General features: G+C 72.5%; 14 protein-coding genes and 1 riboswitch. Of the genes, 6 read left to right on the top strand and 8 right to left on the bottom strand.

What is annotated here, in order from left to right; genetic code table 11:
• Positions 1–35 precede the first annotated feature (35 nt).
• A complete protein-coding gene (locus ACFFRH_RS40560; protein WP_386163109.1) occupies positions 36–1028 on the top strand; it encodes a hypothetical protein in 993 nt (330 codons plus the stop codon).
• A complete protein-coding gene (locus ACFFRH_RS40555) occupies positions 1007–2026 on the top strand; it encodes a cation:proton antiporter (RefSeq protein WP_386163106.1) in 1020 nt (339 codons plus the stop codon). Before ACFFRH_RS40560 ends, ACFFRH_RS40555 begins: the two co-directional genes overlap by 22 nt.
• Here ACFFRH_RS40555 and ACFFRH_RS40550 read toward each other — a convergent pair.
• The 5 genes from ACFFRH_RS40550 to ACFFRH_RS40530 all read right to left on the bottom strand — a co-directional run bounded on the left by ACFFRH_RS40550 (position 1947) and on the right by ACFFRH_RS40530 (position 6523).
• The gene (locus ACFFRH_RS40550; protein ID WP_386163103.1) at positions 1947–2510 is read right to left on the bottom strand and encodes an SseB family protein; all 564 of its coding nucleotides are present in this window, start codon (positions 2508–2510) and stop codon (positions 1947–1949) included. The two genes, ACFFRH_RS40555 and ACFFRH_RS40550, sit on opposite strands and share 80 nt — an antisense overlap.
• 239 nt (positions 2511–2749) lie before the next feature.
• Positions 2750–3841: a barbiturase gene (gene bar / locus ACFFRH_RS40545; protein WP_386163100.1), complete on the bottom strand. Its 1092-nt coding sequence runs from the start codon at positions 3839–3841 to the stop codon at positions 2750–2752.
• 27 nt (positions 3842–3868) lie between these two features.
• Positions 3869–4777: a carbamate kinase gene (locus ACFFRH_RS40540; RefSeq protein ID WP_386163098.1), complete on the bottom strand. Its 909-nt coding sequence runs from the start codon at positions 4775–4777 to the stop codon at positions 3869–3871.
• Positions 4778–5081: 304 nt separating this feature from the next.
• Entirely contained in the window at positions 5082–5810 is a 729-nt protein-coding gene (locus ACFFRH_RS40535) for a thioesterase II family protein (protein ID WP_386163096.1), read from the bottom strand.
• 152 nt (positions 5811–5962) lie between these two features.
• Positions 5963–6523 carry a TetR/AcrR family transcriptional regulator gene (locus tag ACFFRH_RS40530; RefSeq protein WP_386163093.1) on the bottom strand — a complete coding sequence of 187 codons (561 nt, stop codon included), beginning with the start codon at positions 6521–6523 and terminating at the stop codon, positions 5963–5965.
• Positions 6524–6603: 80 nt separating this feature from the next.
• On the opposite strand from ACFFRH_RS40530, the gene ACFFRH_RS40525 reads away from it, so the two are divergent.
• On the top strand, positions 6604–8283 hold the full coding sequence (locus ACFFRH_RS40525; RefSeq protein WP_386163090.1) for an MDR family MFS transporter: 1680 nt from the start codon (positions 6604–6606) through the stop codon (positions 8281–8283).
• Positions 8284–8565: 282 nt separating this feature from the next.
• Here ACFFRH_RS40525 and ACFFRH_RS40520 read toward each other — a convergent pair whose 3' ends face one another.
• From ACFFRH_RS40520 to ACFFRH_RS40510, 3 genes are all read right to left on the bottom strand, one after another.
• Positions 8566–9069 carry a ricin-type beta-trefoil lectin domain protein gene (locus tag ACFFRH_RS40520; protein WP_344749122.1) on the bottom strand — a complete coding sequence of 168 codons (504 nt, stop codon included), beginning with the start codon at positions 9067–9069 and terminating at the stop codon, positions 8566–8568.
• 275 nt (positions 9070–9344) lie between these two features.
• Entirely contained in the window at positions 9345–10268 is a 924-nt protein-coding gene (locus ACFFRH_RS40515) for a bifunctional 5,10-methylenetetrahydrofolate dehydrogenase/5,10-methenyltetrahydrofolate cyclohydrolase (protein ID WP_344749128.1), read from the bottom strand.
• 14 nt (positions 10269–10282) lie between these two features.
• Positions 10283–10365, bottom strand: a riboswitch (ZMP/ZTP riboswitch).
• A 207-nt stretch (positions 10366–10572) separates the two neighbouring features.
• Positions 10573–11757: a pyridoxal phosphate-dependent aminotransferase gene (locus ACFFRH_RS40510; RefSeq protein WP_344749121.1), complete on the bottom strand. Its 1185-nt coding sequence runs from the start codon at positions 11755–11757 to the stop codon at positions 10573–10575.
• A gap of 563 nt (positions 11758–12320) precedes the next feature.
• Here ACFFRH_RS40510 and ACFFRH_RS40505 point away from each other — a divergent pair.
• The 3 genes from ACFFRH_RS40505 to ACFFRH_RS40495 all read left to right on the top strand — a co-directional run.
• Entirely contained in the window at positions 12321–14336 is a 2016-nt protein-coding gene (locus ACFFRH_RS40505) for a substrate-binding domain-containing protein (protein ID WP_344749120.1), read from the top strand.
• Positions 14337–14384: 48 nt separating this feature from the next.
• A complete protein-coding gene (locus ACFFRH_RS40500) occupies positions 14385–15860 on the top strand; it encodes an extracellular solute-binding protein (protein WP_344749119.1) in 1476 nt (491 codons plus the stop codon).
• Positions 15861–15958: 98 nt separating this feature from the next.
• Positions 15959–18900, top strand: a 2942-nt coding sequence (locus ACFFRH_RS40495; protein ID WP_386163084.1) for a DEAD/DEAH box helicase, incomplete at its 3' end; no start/stop codon positions are given.

Genomic DNA, 18900 nt, shown 5'->3' with positions numbered 1-18900 from the left:
CTGGAGACATTCCTACCCCCGGAGGGCCGGACCGCGTGGACACGGATCGCTTCAGCAAGCTGCCCGCGGTCATCGCGTCGCTCGTCCTCCTGCCGGTGCTGCTCGAACTCCTCGCGTGGTACATCGAGGGCGAGGAGTACGACGTGGCCCGCGCGGTCACCGTGGTCCTGGTGATCGTGGCGCTCGCCCTCATCACCACCGTGCTCGGCCGGATCAGGGCGCGGCTGCCGGTGCTGCTGGTGGTCGCGCTCACGGTCACCGCGGCGGGCGAGGCGGTGCTGGGGTTCGTGGCGGCGTTCGGCCCGGTGCTCTGGCGGGGCGGGGTGCCCGGCGAGCTCCACGGGCTGATCACCGCGGGGGTGAGCGCGTTCGCCGTCGCCACCGGCGTCTACCTGCTCGTCCAGTACCACCGGGGCCTCTACCTCCCGTACCTGGAGGCCGGGATGGGCCCGCTGCCCACCGTCACCAAGCGCAGGGTGATCGGCGAGTCGGAGATCCTGATCCGCACCATGCCGGACATCGGCCCCTCGGTGGAGAAGGCGCTGGCCAGTTGCGTCGCCATGGTCGACCAGGACGACCTGCACTTCGTGGCCTACTTCGGCGACCAGAGGTGCCGCTTCTACACCGACGTGCTGGAGGACGGCGACCTGGCCCACTTCTTCCACGAGACCGACCAGGAGGAACGCAGGACGATCTATCTCAGGGCGGGCAACCAGCTCAACTGGCTCACCCAGCGGCTCAACCGGCAGCTGCGCAGGCTGGAGGGCGGCGTCCTCATCCGCACGGTCCTCGACGTGGAGCGCGGGGCCATGTTCTTCTACTGGATCGACGAGACCCGATACCTCATCGGGGTGACGCTGGACCAGCGCAAGGTCGACGTCTCCGACGACAAGATGGCCAGGCTCGTGGACACGATCCGCGGGCACTTCACCCTTCCTCCGATCAACCAGCGGGAACGCGCCCCGAAACCCCAGGGACACCTGCGATCCATCCCAAGGAGTGAGCGGTGGCCCGAATCGGGCTCTTGATCGTCGTCGTCGGCTTCGGCTGGCTCGCCGCCGACCTGGGCGGCCTGCGCAATCTGGAACACTCGGGCGCGTACGTGCTGTTCAGCAGCCTGCTGCTCGCGATCGGCCTGTACGGCAGCACGCACGGGATCGACCGCGCCGAGGCGAGGGAGCACTCCCGGCTGATCGTGCTCGCGGTCACCGTCGGGGTGCTGCTCAAGACCGCGTTCATCGCCGGGGTCGTCTATCTCGTCTCCGGCGACCCCCGGGCACTGATCATGGCGGTGGTGGTCGCCCAGATCGACCCGCTCTCGGTCGCCGGGGTGATGCGGGACAGCCGTCTCTCGAACCAGGCGAAGACGATCCTCGGGGCGTGGTCCTCCTTCGACGACCCGGTGACGATCATCCTTGCCGTCTACGCGGCGGCGCTGGTGAGCGGCGCGGGGGGCGGCGGGCTGTCGGCCTCGTACTTCGCCGACCTGGGGTTGAACGTGCTGTTCGCGGTCGCGGTCTACCTGCTGTGGCGGCTGGTCAGGAACGCCTCGCCGGTGCTGACCTACGTGACGGCGACCGGGGCGGTCGTGTCGGCCGCGTGGACCTCCCTCATGCTCGGCCTGGCGACCGCCGGGCTCTATCTGCGCCTGCCCGACGCGCGCTGGCTGGGCCGGGCGGTGAGCGCGGCGTTCGTGCTGTCGGCGTTCCTGATGGGCCTGCTGCTCGTCGGCGGGACGAACATGGGCATGGGCGTGCTGCTCGGGCTGGCCGCGTACGCCGCGCAGATGGTCGCCGCGCTGGTGCTCACCCACGGCCTGCCGATGATCGACCGGGTGCACCTGGGGCTGGCCCAGCAGAACGGGGTGACGGCGGTGATCCTCGCCCTGGTCTTCGAGCGTGACTTCGGCGGGTTCGTCGCCGTGATCGCCCCGGCGATCCTGACGGTCAACCTCGTCCACGCGGCGGCCAACCGAACCGCCGACGCCTGGGAGGCTCGGCGATCTCTTCCATCCGCGCCACGGTGACGTCGGGGGCCTCGGCCCCCAGCCGGTCGAGGGTGCCGGACTCGACCGCGGCGAGCGCCTTCAGCAGGCCGCCCTCGATCACGAAGGGCACCGGGCCCGCGACGTCCATCACCACGGCGGCGGTGCCCTCGTGCGCCGCCGCCTGGCAGACCTGGAGGAGCGTGGCCTGGATGGGCCTGGCGTCGGGACGCCAGCGCCGCAGCGGCTCCGCCCCGGTGAAGGCGAGCACCGCCTCGCGGCCGTCCGCGCCGACGAGCTTCGGGAGGGCCATCTCGCTCTCCTTCTCCTGCCGCAGCCCGTGCTCGCCGATCTCCGACTCCTTGAGCAGGGCGACCACCGGCACGAGCAGCCGGGCGCCGCTCAGCGCGGCGACGACCTCGCCGGCCTGCGCCCTTCCCTCGGCGAAGGCCGCGAGCGCGGATGTCACGGCGGCGTCGGCGGCGCCGTCGTCGCCGGGGACCAGGGGCTGCGGAATGCTCGGCACGAACCGGGAGCCTACCCGCGGCCGGGCGGGGAGGACGACCGCCCCGCCCGGCGGGCGCCCGGCCCTTGCCGGGTGCGGCATGGGCCTGGCGTGGCACGAGCCTGGGCGGGGCGCGGGGTTGGGTGGGCACGAGCCTGGGCAGGGCACGAGCCTGGGCAGGGCGCGTGCCGGGGCGTGGCACGTGCCGGGGCAGTGCCTGTGTGTGGCGCGGGCCGGGGGGTGCGAGCCGGGGGCGGGCGTCAGCCGAGGTCGGCGATGGCGGCCACCGGCCCCCCGCCGCTCGGTCCCTGGTGGACCGCCGCGACCGAGACGAACACGGCCGGGTCTCCGGTGACGCTGGCCGCGACGCCGCCCACGGTGGCCTTGATCTGGCGGTGCCAGTGCACGTCGGAGTCGTCGAGCATGATGTTGCGGCGGCCCCGCACGCTGCCCGACGGGTCGGCCTCGCACTTCATGAAGACGTTGACGAGCCGGTCGCCCAGGTCGGAGGGGTGGGGGCGCTCGGGCAGCTCGATGCCGCTGGAGCGGATCGCCTCCCAGATGCCGTCGGCGTCCAGCGCGTCCTTCATGACCGAGTGGCCGATCCGGTACCGGCCGCCGATGCCCCGTACGTTGCCGACGACCACGATCTGGGCCCGGTCCAGCTCGACGCCCGAGGAGCACGACGCGACGGAGGAGTAGAGCGACAGGTCGCGGTGGATCTGGTCGGCGGTGGGCATCTCGATCTCGCCGAGGGCGACGGCGATGCCGAGCGCGGTGGTGGAGTTGGAGATGTCCATCGACGGGCCGGTGTCCTCGATGACCACGTCCTTGCCGCGCGACTTGGCGTCGTTGATCGTGGACAGGGTGAGCAGCGGGGTCTTGGTCTGGACGTAGTGGACGTCGGCGGGGTCGTCGATCCCGGCGAGCTTCATGGCCTCGCGGACTCCGGCGGCGACCTTCTCCACCATCGCGGGGCGGCCGATGTCCTCGGGCAGGATCACGTCGCTCATCGCGATGCCGACGCTCACCCTCGGCTCGTCTCCGGGCTCGGCGTGCGCGGTGGTGGCGAAGATCGTGGCGTGCGGGCTGAGCACGCCGTCGGTCCCGCCCGACCACACCAGCGGCACGCTCTCGGGGGACGGGTGCCCCTTGGCCGCGAGCACCCCGCGGAAGGCGGTGTCGGCCAGGATGCGGGTGTAGTCGTTCACCCCGCCGTTGCCCTCGGTCTTGCCGATCACCGCGAGCACCCGGTGCGCCTCGATCACCCCGTCGTCGATGAGACGGGCCAGCCCGGAGGCGTCGGTCACGCTCTCGATGGGGACCTTGCGCACTTCAATGGGTTCGGGCATCCCTGCCACCTTTCGATCGCGTCATGTTCACTTTCGCACCACGGTGCCGGTCTCCCCGGTGAGCGCCGCTCCCATGTCCTCGAGGGAGGTGATCACCGACCGGTCGCCGCCCTGCTCGACGAAGCGCAGCGCGGCCTCGACCTTCGGGCCCATGCTGCCCCCGGCGAAGTGCCCGGCGGCGTGCAACACGCGCAGCTCGGCCGCGGTGACGTGGCCCAGGGGCCGGGCCCGGGGCGTGCCGAACCCGACGACGGCCTGGGGGACGTCGGTCGCGATGACCAGGACCGTGGCCCGCACGGCCCGGGCGAGCACGGCGGCGGCCAGGTCCTTGTCGATCACGGCCTCGACCCCGGCCAGCCGCCCCTCGCCGTCGCGGGTCACGGGCACGCCGCCGCCGCCCGCGGCCACGACGGTGAACCCCGCGGCCACCAGCGCGGCCACCGCGGGCGCGTCGAGGATCTCCAGCGGCTCGGGGGAGGCCACCACGCGGCGCCAGCCCCGCTCGAAGCGGCGCCAGGTCTGGCCGAGCTCCTCGAAACGGCGCGCCTCCGCCTCGCTGAAGTAGCGGCCGATCGGCTTGACCGGGTCACGAAAGGCCGGGTCGGCGGGATCGACGAGCGTACGGGTGACCACGACCGCGGCGCGGCCGTCGAGCGCGTTGAGGATGAGGGTGCCGATGGTGGCCTGCGTCTGCGCCCCGCACCAGTCGAGCGGCACCGGGGGCACGACGTGGGCGGCGAGCTGGTTCTTCAGGATCAGGTTGCCGACCTGGGGGCCGTTGCCGTGGGTGAGGGTGACCTGGTGGCCGTCCTCGATGAGCGCGACGACGTGGCGCACGGCCTGCTCGACCGCGCGGTGCTGGTCGCCCGGCGAGGCGCCGCCGCCGGGCCCTGTCATCGCGTTGCCGCCGAGCGCGATCAGTACTCGTTCACCCACAGGCCGACGCTAACGGCCTCCCCGCCCCACCTCATGGGCACTCATTGCCCAAGGAGCACCCGTCCTTCGACATATCCAGCCAACCGGCCGGCTTCCACGGGCCTCGCGGGGGCGGGCATGACCATAAGGGGTACGGCTCCTACCAACCGGAGCCCGTATCGGGGCGTTCCCCTGTCCCCGTTCGTCCCCGGCGCGAGCGGACCGGGGAGGGCGTTCCCGTGCTCCGTCGCGGGACACCCGTTCCGGGGCCTTGGCGAGCGGCCTCTCGGTTTCGGGGTCCGCGGCGGACGGTCTCCCGTCCCGTTCAGCCCGTGAGCGTCCGGGCCATCTCCTCGACCACCGCCGCGCGCCGCGGCTGCAGGTAGAAGTGGTCGCCGGGGAAGACCGTCAGGGAGAAGTCGGAGCTCGTACGGGCCTCCCACGACTTGGCCTGGACCGGGGTGACCACCGGGTCGGCGTCGCTGACGAAGGCGGAGATCGGGGTGTGCAGCGGAGGCCCGGGGCGGTGGCGGTATGCCTCGACCAGGCGGAAGTCCGCGCGGACGTAGGGCAGGATGATCTCGCGCATCGCCCGGTGGGACAGGACCTCCACCTCGGTGCCACCGAGTCTCGCTATCTCGGCCACGAAGCGGTCGTCGTCGTACTCCGAGATCGAGGGCCTGTCGCGGGGGTCGTGCGGCGCTCTCGCGCCGGACACGAACAGCCGCGCCGGGGCGATCCCCCTGGCCTCCAGGCGGCGCGTGACCTCGTAGGCGAGCGTCGCCCCCATGCTGTGCCCGAACAGCGCGAAACGCCTGTCGAGCAGCGGCAGCATCGAGGCGGTCACCTCGTCGGCCAGCCTGTCCATGTCGTCCGGCAGCGGCTCGTTGAACCGGTCGGCCCTGCCGGGCAGCTGCGTCGCGTGCAGCTCGACGGAGGCGGGCAGCAGCTCGGACCACGCGCGGTAGGCGGTGGCCGACCCTCCCGCGTGCGTGAAGCAGAACAGCCTCGTGGTCGCCCCCGGACGGGGAAAGGCGCAGCGCAGCCAGCTCATGCGACCATGGTCCCACGCCGCGGGCGACCGGGTGATCGCGGATGGCGCCGGCCCCCTCCCGGAGCCGCCCGTCTCCGGGCCGGCCGTCTCAGGGGCGGTCGCCTCCGGGCAGCCGTTTCCGGGACAGCCGTCTCCGGGGCGGGGCCGGTGCCTCACGCGCCGAGGCAGGCCTCGAAGACGGCGGTGAGGCGGGCGACCACGGCCTCGTGGTCGGGGACGTCGGCGGCGTCGGGGCCGTAGAGCTGGCGCATCGTGCCGGTGCCGGTGACGAGCGCGGCGGCGACCGTCGCGCGGAAGGCCGCGTCGGGGCCGGAGAGCCGCGCCGACAGGGGTTCCAGGATCGCCGAGCTGACCCGGTCGCGGATGATCTCGTGGATCTCCGGGGAGCTGGACGACCGGATGAGCGCGGCCAGCACCACGCTCCCCTGGTCGGAGCGGAGCCGGTCGGCGACGTACTCGGCCAGGCGGCGGGGCAGCTCCTCCTCGGGGCCCTCCAGGACGCCGGGGAAGCGCCCCTGCATCGCGAGCACCTCGGCGAACAGCTCCCGCTTGCTGCCGAAGTAGCGGTTGATCAGCGCGATGTTGGCGTCCGCCTCGGCGGCGATCGCCCGCATCGTCACCTGGTCGTACCCGAGGTCGGCGAACAGCCGGCGGGCGGCGTCGAGGATGCGCCGCCTGGTGCCCTCCCTGTCGCGCTGCCGTATCTCATCCACCTACGGGATCCTTCCAGATTTGACGAGTAAACAAGCGTCTACTAACTTCATGTGTACTGTACATGCATTGGGGGAAGGTCATGCTGACCGAACAACAGATCCAGGCCGAGGCCGCACCGAGTTTCACCCACAGACAGGTGCTGGAGATCCTGGCCGGACTGATGCTCGCCATGCTGACGTCGATGATCTCGACGTCCGTGGTGGGGACCGCGCTTCCGACCATCGTCGGCACGCTCGGCGGTCAGGAGCAGCTCGCCTGGGTGGCGAGCGCGACCCTGCTGACCATGACCGCCTCCACCCCGATCTGGGGCAAGCTCTCCGACCTCTACGGCCGCAAGCTCATGTTCCAGGTCGCGCTGGTCGTCTTCGTGCTGTCCTCCATCGCCGCCGGGTTCTCCCAGGACATGGGCCAGCTCATCGCGGCCAGGGCGCTGCAGGGCATCGGCGCGGGCGGCCTCGCCGCGCTGCCGCAGATCATCCTCGGCGACGTGGTCGAGCCCCGCGAGCGCGGGCGCTACTCCGGTTACATCGGCGCGGTCTTCGGCGTCTCGACGGTCGCCGGCCCGCTGCTCGGCGGGTTCATCGTGGACAACATGTCCTGGCGCTGGACCTTCTGGTTCTGCGTGCCGTTGGCCGTGGTCGCGTTCGTCGTCATCCAGAAGGTGCTGAAGCTGCCGCTCGTCCGCCGCGACACGAAGGTCGACTGGTGGGGGGCGACCTTCATCACCGGCGGCACCACCGCGCTGATGCTGCTGCTCTCCCTTGGGGGCAAGGAGTTCGGCTGGAACTCCGCGTGGACCTACGGCCTGGGCGCGCTCAGCCTGGCGCTGTTCGGCCTCACCGTGGTCGCCGAGCGCAGGGCCGCCGACCCGATCCTGCCCCCGCACCTGTTCCGCAACCGCACCTTCGTGCTCACCTCCGTCGCCTCCCTGCTGGTCGGCGCGGCGATGTTCGGCGCGCTGATGTTCCTGCCGCAGTATCTGCAGATCGTCAAGGGCATGAGCCCCACCGGTTCGGGCCTGATGACCCTGCCCCTGGTGCTCGGCCTGCTCACCTCCTCGATCCTGACCGGCCGGTTCGTCAGCCGTACGGGCCGATGGAAGATCTTCCCCGTCGTGGGCATGCTGCTGGTCGCGGTCGGCCTGTTCCTGCTCTCCCGCCTGCACGTCGACAGCTCGCTGGTGCTGGTCGGCTTCGACAACGCGGTGCTCGGCGTCGGGCTCGGCGCCTCCATGCAGATCCTGATCCTGGCCGCCCAGAACGCGGTGACCCGCGCGAACCTCGCCTCGGCGACCTCCGGGGTGTCGTTCTTCCGCTCCCTCGGCGGCGCGGTGGGCGTCGCGGCCTTCGGCGCGATCCTGTCCAACCGGCTCACCGCGGAACTGGTCTCCCTGGCGAAGGCGGCGCGCCTGCCGCTGAGCGGTGGCACGGCCCCCAGCCTCGGCTCCCCCGAGGCCATCCACAACCTCCCCGCGCCGATCCTGGAGATCATCCTGGAGGCCTTCACCCGGGCGATGAGCGCGGTCTTCGTGGTCGGCGTCCCGATCGCCGTCCTGGCCGCGGTGGCCGCCCTGATGCTCAAGGAGATCCCGTTGCGCTCGGCGCGGTCCGCCACCCCGGCGGCCACCGCCGACCCGGCCCTCCCGCCGGTCGCCGCGGACGGCTCCGTCACCCCGCCCGTCGCCACGACCGGCCCTGTCACCCCGCCGGCCGTCACGACCGATCCGGCCACCCCGCCGGTCGGCGCGGGAAGGCCGTAACACCCCCGCGCCGCCCGGGGCCGGCCCGCTCTCCGGCCGGCCCCGGGCCCTCTCACGCCCGCCTCGCGCGAGCCGCCCGCCCCGGGCGGGGGCGATCCTTCCGGCGGATCCTTCCGGTGGATCCTTCCGGTGGATCCTTCCGGCGGATCCTTTCGGCGGTGCCGGAAGGATCGCCCCCCTTCCCCGTCCGGGGTCAGGCCACGGCGCGGGGAAGCGGCGGACACCGCGGACACGGCGGACACGGCGGACACAGCCCGTACCGTCGCCCGCGAGCGGCGGCCGTCAGAGCGTCCATTTCTGGTTGGCCCAGCCGTTGCAGTTCCACAGCTGTACTTTGGTCCCGTTCGCGTTGATGGTCCCCAGGTCCGCGTCCAGGCAGCGCCCGTTGTACATGCTGTAGATCGTGCGGCTCGTCGCGTCGTAGATCCATTTCTGGTTGGCCCAGCCGTTGCAGTCCCAGAGCTGCACCTTGGTCCCGTTCGCGTTGATGGTCCCGAGATCGGCGTCCAGACAGCGGCCGTTCTCCTTGCTGTGGATCGTGTGACTGGACACGTCGTAGCTCCACGACTGGTTGTCCCAGCCGTTGCAGCCCCACAGTTGCACCTTCGTCCCGTTCGGGCCGATGGTGCCGAGGTCGGCGTCCAGACAGCGCCAGTTCTGGTGGCTGCGAATGGGGCCCCAGGCCGCGGACTCCGAACCCGAGGCGGTCGCCGCGCCGGGGACGAACCCCGCGCAACCGAGCGCGACCGCCGCCGCCGACGCCAGCACCCTGAATCTCCGTCGCATCGTCGATGCTCTCCTTCCTGCGAATCACGGCAGTGGAGAGCGGCGCACGCCACCGGGAGGAATCCACCCGGCCCGATCCACCCCGCACCGCGCGTACCGCTCCCGCGAGCACGCCCGGCCATCACTCTCCGCAGCAGAAGGTACACGCAGAGAGATCGGTTCCGGGTCGGCGACACGACGAGATGGCGACCGGCGTTTCACGGGGCGGGGTGTTTCGCGGGGCAGAGCGTCTCGCGGAGCCGGGCGTCTCGCGGGGCGGGGTGTCTCGCGGGCCGCTACCGGGGGCTTTCCCCCACGAGGGAGCCCGTGGCGCGCTCGGCCGCCGTGATCGCGTTGCGGAACAGCATCGCGACCGTGGTGGGCCCGACCCCGCCGACCCTGGGGGTGATGGCCCCGGCCACCCGGGCGCAGGACTCGTCGACGTCGGGCAGCAGGCGCCTGCCCTCGTAGCGCACCCCGCCGCCGATGACGACGGCGCCGGGCTTGACGTGCTCGGGCTGGACGATCCCCGGCACCCCCGCGGCGGCGACCAGGACGTCGGCGCGGCGCGTGTAGCGGGGCCAGTCGCCCACCCCGGTGTGGACGACGGTGACGGCCGCGTTCGCCGTCGGGCGCTTCTGCGCGAGGAGGATCGACAGGGGACGGCCCAGGGTGGCACCGCGCCCGAGGATGACCACCTCCCGGCCCGCCACCGGGATGTCGTAGAACGCGAGCAGCGCCTCGATCCCGGCGGGCGTGCACGGCAGCGGGCCGGGGAGCTCCAGCGCCAGCCGCCCGATGTTGAGCGGGTGCATGCCGTCGACGTCCTTGTCCGGATCCATGACCTGCAGGGCCCGGTCGTAGTCGAGGTGCTTGGGGACGGGGTGCTGCACGAGCAGCCCGTGCACCGCCGGGTCGTCGTTGAAGGCGGTGATGACCGCGTGCAGGTCCGCCTGGGTGGCGCTCGCGGGCAGGTGCTCGTGCGGCGAGGCGAAGCCGAGCTCGGCGGCCTGCCGCTGCTTGATGCGGATGTATCCGGCGCTGGCGTCGTCGTCACCGACCAGGACCGTCGCCAGGCTCGGGGTGACGCCCCCGCGGGTCAGGGCGGCCACCCGCGCGGCCACGTCGGCGAGGATCCTCTCGGCCACCGGGCCACCCGGGAGAAGCCTGGCGGACGGCGCGCTCTCGGACTCGGAGCCGTTCGATGCGGGCTGGGACATGCGCGTCCTCTCGACGTGGGCGCCCAGGCGGTCGACTCCCACGACGGGCTCCCCGATGGTTGATGCCATCCCCTAGCCGCCAGTCGCGTCCTTCCCAGGATGCCCGATCACCCCCCGTCCGGTCGAACCGCCCCCGCCGGCGCGCCCGTACGACCTTCGCCTCTCCGTTCCGTACGATCTTCGCTTCCCGTCGCGTACGACCTTCGTTTCCCCGTTCCGGTACGCCCCTCGTTTCCCGTCGCGTACGACCTCGCACGCGTCCGGCCCGGCGGGAGGGGCGCGCGACCGAGGGAGGGGCGTCTGGTCAGGAGGCGGCGCCTCCGGCCGCGCCGAGACCGGCCAGGCGGCCCACGGCCTCGTCGATGACCTCGTCCCGCTTGCAGAAGGCGAAGCGGACGAAGTGGCTCCCGCGCTCGGGGCGGGCGTAGAAGACCTGGGTCGGGATGGCGACCACGCCCGCCAGCGACGGCAGCTCGCGGGTCAGGGCGAGGCCGTCGGTGAAGCCCAGGGGCCGGATGTCGGTCTGCACGAAGTAGGTGCCCGCGGGGCGGTAGACCTCGAAGCCCGCCGCGGACAGTCCCGCCGTCAGGCGGTCGCGCTTGGACTCCAGGTCCGCCCGCAGGGAGGAGACCCAGTCGAGCTCGTGGCGCAGGCCGTGGGCGACGGCGAGCTGCCAGGGCGCGGCGGCGGTGAAGGTGAGGAACTGCTTCACGGTCTGCGCGGCCCTGACGAGCTCGGGCGGCGCGCAGATCCAGCCCGTCTTCCAGCCGGTGACCGAGAAGGTCTTGCCCGCGGAGGAGATCATCACGGTGCGCTCGCGCATGCCCGGCAGGGTCGCCACCGGCACGTGCTCGACGCCGTCGAAGGTGAGGTGTTCGTAGACCTCGTCGGTGACGGCCACCAGGTCGCGCTCCAGGCACAGCTGAGCGATCTCGTCCAGCTCGGCGCGGGTGAAGACGGTACCGGTGGGGTTGTGCGGGGAGTTGACCAGGACGGCCCGGGTGCGCGGCCCGGCGGCGGCGCGCAGCTCGGCGGGGTCGAAGGTGAAGCGGCCCTCGACCGGGCGCAGGGTGACCGGGCGGAGCACGGCCCCGGCGAGGGCGACGGCCGCGGCATAGGAGTCGTAGTACGGCTCGAAGGCGATCACCTCGTCGCCTGGCTCGCACAGCGCGAGGATCGTCGCGGCGATCGCCTCGGTCGCGCCGACGGTGACGAGGATCTCGCCGTCGGGGTCGTAGTCGAGCCCGTAGTGGTCCTTGCGGTGCTCGGAGACGGCCCGGCGCAGCTCGGGCACCCCCGGCCCCGGCGGGTACTGGTTGGAGCCCTCGCGGATCGCCGACACCGCGCGCTCCAGCATCGCGGCGGGCCCGTCGGTGTCGGGAAAGCCCTGCCCGAGGTTGATCGAGCCGGTCCGCAGGGCCAGCGCCGACATCTCGGCGAAGATGGTCGTGCCGAACTCGCGCATCCGCGCCACCAGAGGATCACTCACGTGCCCCAGCGTAGTCCCGTTCCCCCGGACGCCTCGTGGTCCCGCCCTCTCCTCCCCGTGATCCCGGCCCTGTCCCCTCCCTCCGGCCCCTCCCTCCTGAGAGCATCCGTCCTTCACGGAGTACATCGCGGGCGCGAGCGCGGGCGCGGCAGGAGCCCGCGGGAGGAGGCGTCCGGCGGGAGGAGGCGTCCGGAACTCGTCCGGAAAGCGGTCGGGAACGCGCCCGGTGAATCGGGAAGACCGGAAACGAAAGGCGGGACGTCATCCGATTACCGCTCGCGCCCCCGCGTCATTGTGTGAGAAACCAGGACGGCATTTGTTCGGCGAATCGCTACCGATCGTTCCCTGTCCTTCCCTGTCCTTCCCTGTCGTTCCGGCCGCTCCCGGCTCGGTGAATGTTCTCGGTCGCTCCCGGCCGCCCCGGCCCGGCGAATACGGACGGCCGTAAATATCTCGACGGTGGATCCCCCTCCCGTGGATCACCGAAACCCTCTCTCGGTGGTGAGGGGCGGACGTAGGGTGAACGCGAAGCTCGGGAAGCCGGCGGCGGAGACGACTGACAGATGGTGAACAGCGAGAAGACCACGGAGACCTCGCCTCCCGCGGACACCACAGGTTCGACGGAACGCGCGTGGCAGATGGTGACCGCTTTCTCCAACGCCCTCGTCCAGACGCTGCTGGTGCTTCTCGCCCTCTCCATTTCCACGATCTCGAAAGTGGCCCTGGTCCTCGGGATTCTCGCGCTGACGGCACTGACCATTTTCCCTGGTCACCTGCTGAAAAGCACCGCCTGGCTGCGCCGCGCGGTTCCGGAACGGCTGTACGGCCTTCTCGGGATGTTCTCCCAGTGGGTGCGCCAGGACGTCTGGTGGCTGCTCTCCGCCGGCGTCCTGGTCACCGTCGTCGCCGTCGTCGCCGTCGTTCCCAAGGACGATCCGTGGGGCACCTGCCGGATCCCCGACGAGATCACGTTCCTGGCGTCCGCCGAGACCTCCCCGGCCATCCAGCGGGCGGCCGGGGAGTTCATGGCCAGGAAGGTCGACTGGTGGGGCTGCCGGCAGACGAACATCAACGTCAGCGGGCTGCGCGCCGACGAGGTGCGCGACCGGCTGGGCGACTGGACGTTCCCCGTCCAGCCGGCGACCGGGCGGACGGCGGAGCGGACGGCCGCCAGGCCCCCGGGAGCCCGGCCCGACGGGTGGATCGCCGACTCCCTCCAGGAGATCGACTACCTCGACAGGAGCGCGGACGGCATGCCGGCGTTCGGCGAGCGGACGGTCGTCGCGACCTCGCCCCTGGTCATCGCCGCGCCGGAGAGGCTCGCCGAGGAGCTCACCGAGGCCAACAGGAAACCGGGAGACCGCGACTGGGCCGACCTGCTGCGCGGCAGGCCGGGCGCCCGGCAGCAGGTCGTGCGCACCCACCCGCTCGCCTCCAACGTCGGCCTGATAGCCACGGCCGCCGCTCCCGGCCCCGCGGAGGGGCTGTCCGCGAAGGTGCGGCCGGGCGACAACGTCCGCGACGTGATGTGCCGGTACGCGAGCTCCCTCGACACGTCCGCGATGGTCCTGACCGAGCAGCAGTTCCACGAGCTCAACGTCTCCCTGTCGGGCACCGACCCCGCGCTCCCCTCGTCGGGCGGCTGCGCCGTCCCCGGCACGAGCCCGCCGGGGGCCACCTCCGCGCCGGGGAACGCCGGAGCGAACGCCGGGGAGAGGCCCCCGCGGCTGACCGCCGTCTACCCGAGGGGCGGCCACGCCATGCGGTACGCCTGCGTCTCCAAGCGGTGGCCGGACCTGAGGCGGCCCCCCGCCGTCGAGCGGACGGTCGAGGAGTTCTGCGGCTTCCTGCGGGAGACCCTCCCCCGCTACGGATTCCGTGACGCCGAGGGCCGCCTGGACACCGAGAGACTGCCGGCGAAGGCGCCCTGGCTGAGGGCCGCCGCGCCGGTGGCGGCGAACTGGAAACCGGACATCTCCAAGCTGCTGTACAAGCTGGCGACCCCGCTCGCCGACCACGTCCTCGTCGTGGTCGACGTCTCCGGGTCGATGGCGCGCAACAAGGTGAACGACGGCAGGTCACGGCTGGAGGCGGCGATCCAGGTGGCCCAGGTCGCCGTCACGTCCAAGCGCGGTGAGCGGACCACGGGAATCATGACGTTCTTCCCCGACGACGACCTCGGTGTCCTCCCCGGCCCCGTCGGCGACGAGGGAAAGGCTCTCGCCGACAGGCTCACCGCCGTCCAGAAGGCCTACCGGGACGGTTCGCGCCCCGATCCTCCGATGCGCCCCGTCGTCACGGAGGCGCTCGGCCTGATGGCGAGGACCGGTGCCCCCGGCGACCGCAAGGTCGTGCTCCTGCTCACCGACGGCGGGAACCCCCGCGGGCTGACCGGCGACGACCTCAGGGAGCACGGCGATGTCCGCCTGCTGACGCTCTCCTTCGACCTGCACGGCTGCGGCACGTCCCCGCTGCCCAGGCTCCTGGACGAGGGCCTGATGTCCTGCTACGACGCGAGCACCGACCCCGACCAGAAGCTGGACGACGCGTTCACCGAACTCCGGACGGTCACCGATTGACGTTCTCCCCAGGGCCGAGGCCCGAGGTCTCCACGCTGGAGGTATCCGATGAGCCGCCCCTCGCCGTCCTCTCCGTCCACCCCGGGCGGGACGGGCGGGCAGGGCGCGCCCTCCGGGGCGGAGCCGGTCGGCCACGGGGTGATCCTTCTCCTCGTGCTGCTGGTCTGCCTTCCCTCCCTGACGGCGAGCGCCACGCCCACCCCGCCTCCCGGACCACCCAGGGACGACTGCGTCCTGCGCATCGCCAGCGGCGCCGACGTCTCGGGAGGGGCCCGTGAACGGGCGCTCGGAGCGGTCTGGAACGACATCGAGGGCAGGCCCCGGGCGTGCTTCGTGGCGATCTCCTCGGTCGCCGACGAGCAGCGCAGCGCGATGATCTCGGCCGCCCAGTCGAAGGCCGGGCACTACGACGTGTACAACCTCGACATCCAGTGGATCCCCGAGTTCGCCGAGGGAGGTTACCTGCGCCCGATCGACACCGCCGCGCACGGCGGGACCAACGACTTCCTCTCCCAGATCTGGTCCGCGGGCGCCTGGAACGGCGTCCAGTACGCGGTGCCGTTCAACACCGACGTGGGACTCCTCTACTACCTCGACGACCTGCGGGAACCGAAGGACTGGCGGGACATGACCGCCCTCGCGACGGCGCGTCGCGCCGGGCCCGGCCCCACCGTCCTCGGGCTCACCGGGCAGTTCGCCCCCTACGAGGGGCTCACGGTCAACGCCCTGGAGGCGATCTGGGCCAACGGCGGGGACGTGGTCGACGCGAACGGCCAGGTGGTGATCACCCAGAAGAGGAGCGTGGAGGCCGTCGGGCGGCTCATCGAGACGGTGCGGGCCGGCGTGATCTCCGGGGAGACCCTCGGCAGCACCGAGGCGGAGTCGCTGACCGCCTTCCGCGAGAGGCACGCGCTGTTCCTGCGGCACTGGCCCTACGCCCACGAGGTGCTCTCCGGGGAGTCGAAGTCGAAAGGGGTCGCCTTCCGCGCGGCACCGCTGCCCTGGCAGGGCGTCCTCGGCGGCCAGTACCTCGCCGTCTCCCGGCACACCGTCCGCCGCGACGCCGCGCAGCAGCTGGTGGCGGCGCTGACCGGCGAGAAGGCGGCCAGGCTGCTCTACCACTGCGGCGGGTTCGCCCCGGCCAGGGTCTCCGCCCTCTACGCGAAGGCGGAGCCCGGCTGCGACGGCCCGTCGCCCGCGGCGACCCCGTCCGGCCCCGTCTCCGAGGCCACTTCCAAGCCCGCTGCTTCCAAGGCCGCTTCCAAAGCCGAGCCCGGATCCACGCCCTCCCCCGCCGCCGAGCCCGAGTCCGAGGGAGTGCGGCCCGACACGCTGCTGCGCGCGCTGACGCAGGCCAGGGCGCGCCCGTCCTCCCCGTACTACAGCCAGTTCAGCCGGGTCTTCCGCACGGAGGTCCACGAGCTGCTCGGCTGCTGGTCGCTCGGGCGCAAGGGCTGCGAGGACGCGAAAACGTTCACGGCCGGCCTCGCCCCCAAGCTGAGAAAAGCGCTGGCCGGAGGCTGACCCGGCCGGGCAGGGGCGCCCGCGCGCCCTGCTGTGAGGCACTCGGCCCGATGCGCCTCGGCTGTTACGGTTCTTTGAACGTGAGGAGGGTCGTAAGGGTGCTGGTGGTTCACGGGGCCTGGGTGGACGACAGGCTGGCGCTCTGGGCGGAAGACCCGGCCGCCCCCGCCCCGAGCACCTCACGCGCGAAGGTCCGCCCGCACCCGTTCGCGGCCGGCGACACGGTCGTCCTCGACGGTCTGACGCTCTGGGGAGACGTCGCCGCGGCGGCGGCGGGCAAGGCGGTCACCGACGAACTCGTCCTGCTCCTGCCGAGTTCGGCACGAAGCCCGCTGCCCTCCCCCGAGTCCGGGGCGGAGGTCACCGCGCGGCGGCCGAGGATCGGCTCCTGGCGGGTGCCCGCCCTGCTGGTCGAGCCGGGCGCGGCGCTGGACCTGCTCGACCGCGTCGACGAGATGGCACACCTCCCGGCGGAGGCGTACGAACCCGACGAGATGACCGGGGAGACGCACGGACCCGGTGAGTCGCCCGCAGAGAAGCACGAACCCGGCGAGTCGCCCGGGGAGACGCGCCGGCCGCGCGAGCTCTCCGGCGAGTACCCCGAGAACGCCCGGCGGGTGCCGATCCCGGGAGCCTCCCTGCGGTATCTCGCCGCCGTCGCGGCGTACGCCCGCGCCCTGGTCCGCGGTGGCCGGGTGCTGCCCCAGCTCGTCACCGAGGGCGACGGCCACGCGGCGCGGTGGCGTCCGGTGCCGACCGGCCCGCACGCCGCCCGCTTCCGCGATCTCGCCGCCGCGATGCCCCCCGTCTGCCGGTCGGTCGCCGAGGAACGGCCCTCTGCCCAGGTGCTGAACGAGGCCCTGTCCTGCCTGGCCGACGCGGCGGTACGGCGGGCGCTCCCCGACCGCCTGCTCGGCGGGCGCCGTCCGGGGGCCCGTGGCCCCCTCACGGACCGCTGGCTGGTCGCCCTCACCGGAGAGGACGCCGCCCTCCCCGGCCTGACGCGGGCCGCTGCGGACGAGCTGGCCGGGCCGCTCCAGGAGTGGTTCAGGTCGGCACACCTGCTCGACGCTCCGGTGAGAGTCTGTTTCCGCCTGACCGAACCAGAACCCGAACCCCAGCCCGAACCCGACGCCTGCCCCGGCTCCTTCACCGACACCGAGGCCGAGGCCGCACCGGAAACCGTGCCCGGCCCCGGTCCCGTATCCGGCGCCCAGCACGGCTCCACCTCCGGCTTCGACTCCGACTTCGAAGTACAGCCCGGCCCCGCCCGCACCTCCGATCCCGGTCCCGGTTCCGGTCCCGGATCGGACCTCGGCTCCGGACGACCGAACGGTGACCTTGCCCCGGAGCGCGACGGGCGACGGCGATCCGGCCAACGGGAGGAACGGGAGGACGGCTCCCCCTGGCGGGTGGAGTTCGCCGTCCAGTCGGCGGAGGACCCGAGCCTCTACCTGCCCGCGCCGCTCATCTGGGCCGGTGAGACCGCGCCCGGCCTGCCCGCACGTCCCGAGGAGACGCTGCTCGCGGGGCTCGGCCGGTCGGCACGGCTCTACCCGGAGGTGGAGGAGGCGCTGCGCGGTCCCCGGCCGTCGGAGCTCGTCCTCGACACGGCGGGCGCGTTCGCGTTCCTGCGCCACGCCGCCCCGCTCCTGCGGTCGGCCGGGTTCGGCGTGCAGCTGCCCGCCTGGGCCGGGCGGACGCGGCTGGGGCTCAAGCTCACGGCCCGCTCGCGGAAGACAGGCCCGGGAGCGGCCTCCGACCAGGGGTTCGGGATGCGGCAGCTCGTGGACTTCCGGATGGACCTGGCGATCGGCGACGAGACGATCGGCGAGGAGGAGCTGGCCGAGCTGGCCAGGCTCAAGGTGCCGCTGGTCCGGGTACGGGGCCGATGGGTCGAGCTGGACGACCGGCAGCTGGGCGCGGCGCTGGAGGCGTTCGAGAGGCGCAGGGCGGGTGAGATGACGGTCGGCGAGGTGATCCAGGCGGTCGTCCACGGAGGTGACGACGAGTTGCCGATCGTCGGGGTGGACGCCGACGGCCTCCTCGGCGACCTGCTGTCCGGTGAGGCCGACCGCCGCCTCGAACCGATCCCGACCCCGGCCGGTTTCCACGGCGAGCTCCGGCCGTACCAGGAGCGCGGGCTGTCCTGGCTCGCCTTCATGTCGGAGGTGGGGCTCGGCGGCGTCCTCGCGGACGACATGGGGCTGGGCAAGACCCCGCAGACCCTGTCCCTGCTGCTCAACGAGCGCGCGGCGGGACAAGGGGAACAACAAGGGGAGCAGGGGGAACAGGGAGAGCGGCCGGGAGCGACGCTGCTGGTCTGCCCGATGTCGCTGCTCGGCAACTGGCAGAAGGAGGCCGCCAGGTTCGCCCCCTCCCTGGACCTCTACTCGCACCACGGCGCCACCCGGCTGCGCGGGGAGGAGCTGGCCAGGCGGGTGGAGGAGGCGGATCTCGTGCTCACCACGTACGGCACCGCCCTGCGGGACCGGGAGGCCCTGGCGGAGCTGGTCTGGTCGAGGGTCGTCTGCGACGAGGCGCAGGCCATCAAGAACAGCGCCACCGGGCAGGCGCGGGCCGTACGGTCGATTCCGGCGAGGAGCAGGTTCGCGCTGACGGGCACGCCGGTGGAGAACCACCTGGCGGAACTCTGGTCGATCATGGAGTTCTGCAACCCCGGCCTGCTCGGCCCGGCCGGACGGTTCAGGAAGCGCTACCAGGAGCCGATCGAGCGCGACGGTGACACCGTGGCGACGGCCGCGCTCAGACGCGCCACCGGCCCGTTCGTGCTGCGGCGGCTCAAGACCGACCGTTCGATCATCTCCGACCTGCCGGACAAGATGGAGATGAAGGTCTGGTGCAACCTCACTCCTGAGCAGGCCACCCTCTACCAGGCCGTGGTCGAGGACATGATGGCCAAGATCGCCGACAGCGAGGGCGTCGAGCGGCGTGGCAACGTGCTGGCGACCATGACGAAGCTGAAGCAGGTCTGCAACCATCCGGCCCAGTTGCTGAGGGACGGCTCGCGGCTGGCGGG

The sequence above is a fragment of the Streptosporangium vulgare genome, assembly GCF_042428775.1.
GTDB lineage: Bacteria > Actinomycetota > Actinomycetes > Streptosporangiales > Streptosporangiaceae > Streptosporangium > Streptosporangium vulgare.
Note: the sequence above shows the minus strand (reverse complement) of the source record. Positions and strands in the feature narration are given on the sequence as shown.

Excerpts from the sequence above, each read along its gene's own strand:
- bar (WP_386163100.1), bottom strand. The coding sequence starts at position 3,841 with ATGCCCGAACCCATTGAAGTGCGCAAGGTCCCCATCGAGAGCGTGACC.
- ACFFRH_RS40535 (WP_386163096.1), bottom strand. The coding sequence starts at position 5,810 with ATGAGCTGGCTGCGCTGCGCCTTTCCCCGTCCGGGGGCGACCACGAGG.
- ACFFRH_RS40525 (WP_386163090.1), top strand. The coding sequence starts at position 6,604 with ATGCTGACCGAACAACAGATCCAGGCCGAGGCCGCACCGAGTTTCACC.
- ACFFRH_RS40520 (WP_344749122.1), bottom strand. The coding sequence starts at position 9,069 with ATGCGACGGAGATTCAGGGTGCTGGCGTCGGCGGCGGCGGTCGCGCTC.
- ACFFRH_RS40515 (WP_344749128.1), bottom strand. The coding sequence starts at position 10,268 with ATGTCCCAGCCCGCATCGAACGGCTCCGAGTCCGAGAGCGCGCCGTCC.
- ACFFRH_RS40505 (WP_344749120.1), top strand. The coding sequence starts at position 12,321 with ATGGTGAACAGCGAGAAGACCACGGAGACCTCGCCTCCCGCGGACACC.
- ACFFRH_RS40500 (WP_344749119.1), top strand. The coding sequence starts at position 14,385 with ATGAGCCGCCCCTCGCCGTCCTCTCCGTCCACCCCGGGCGGGACGGGC.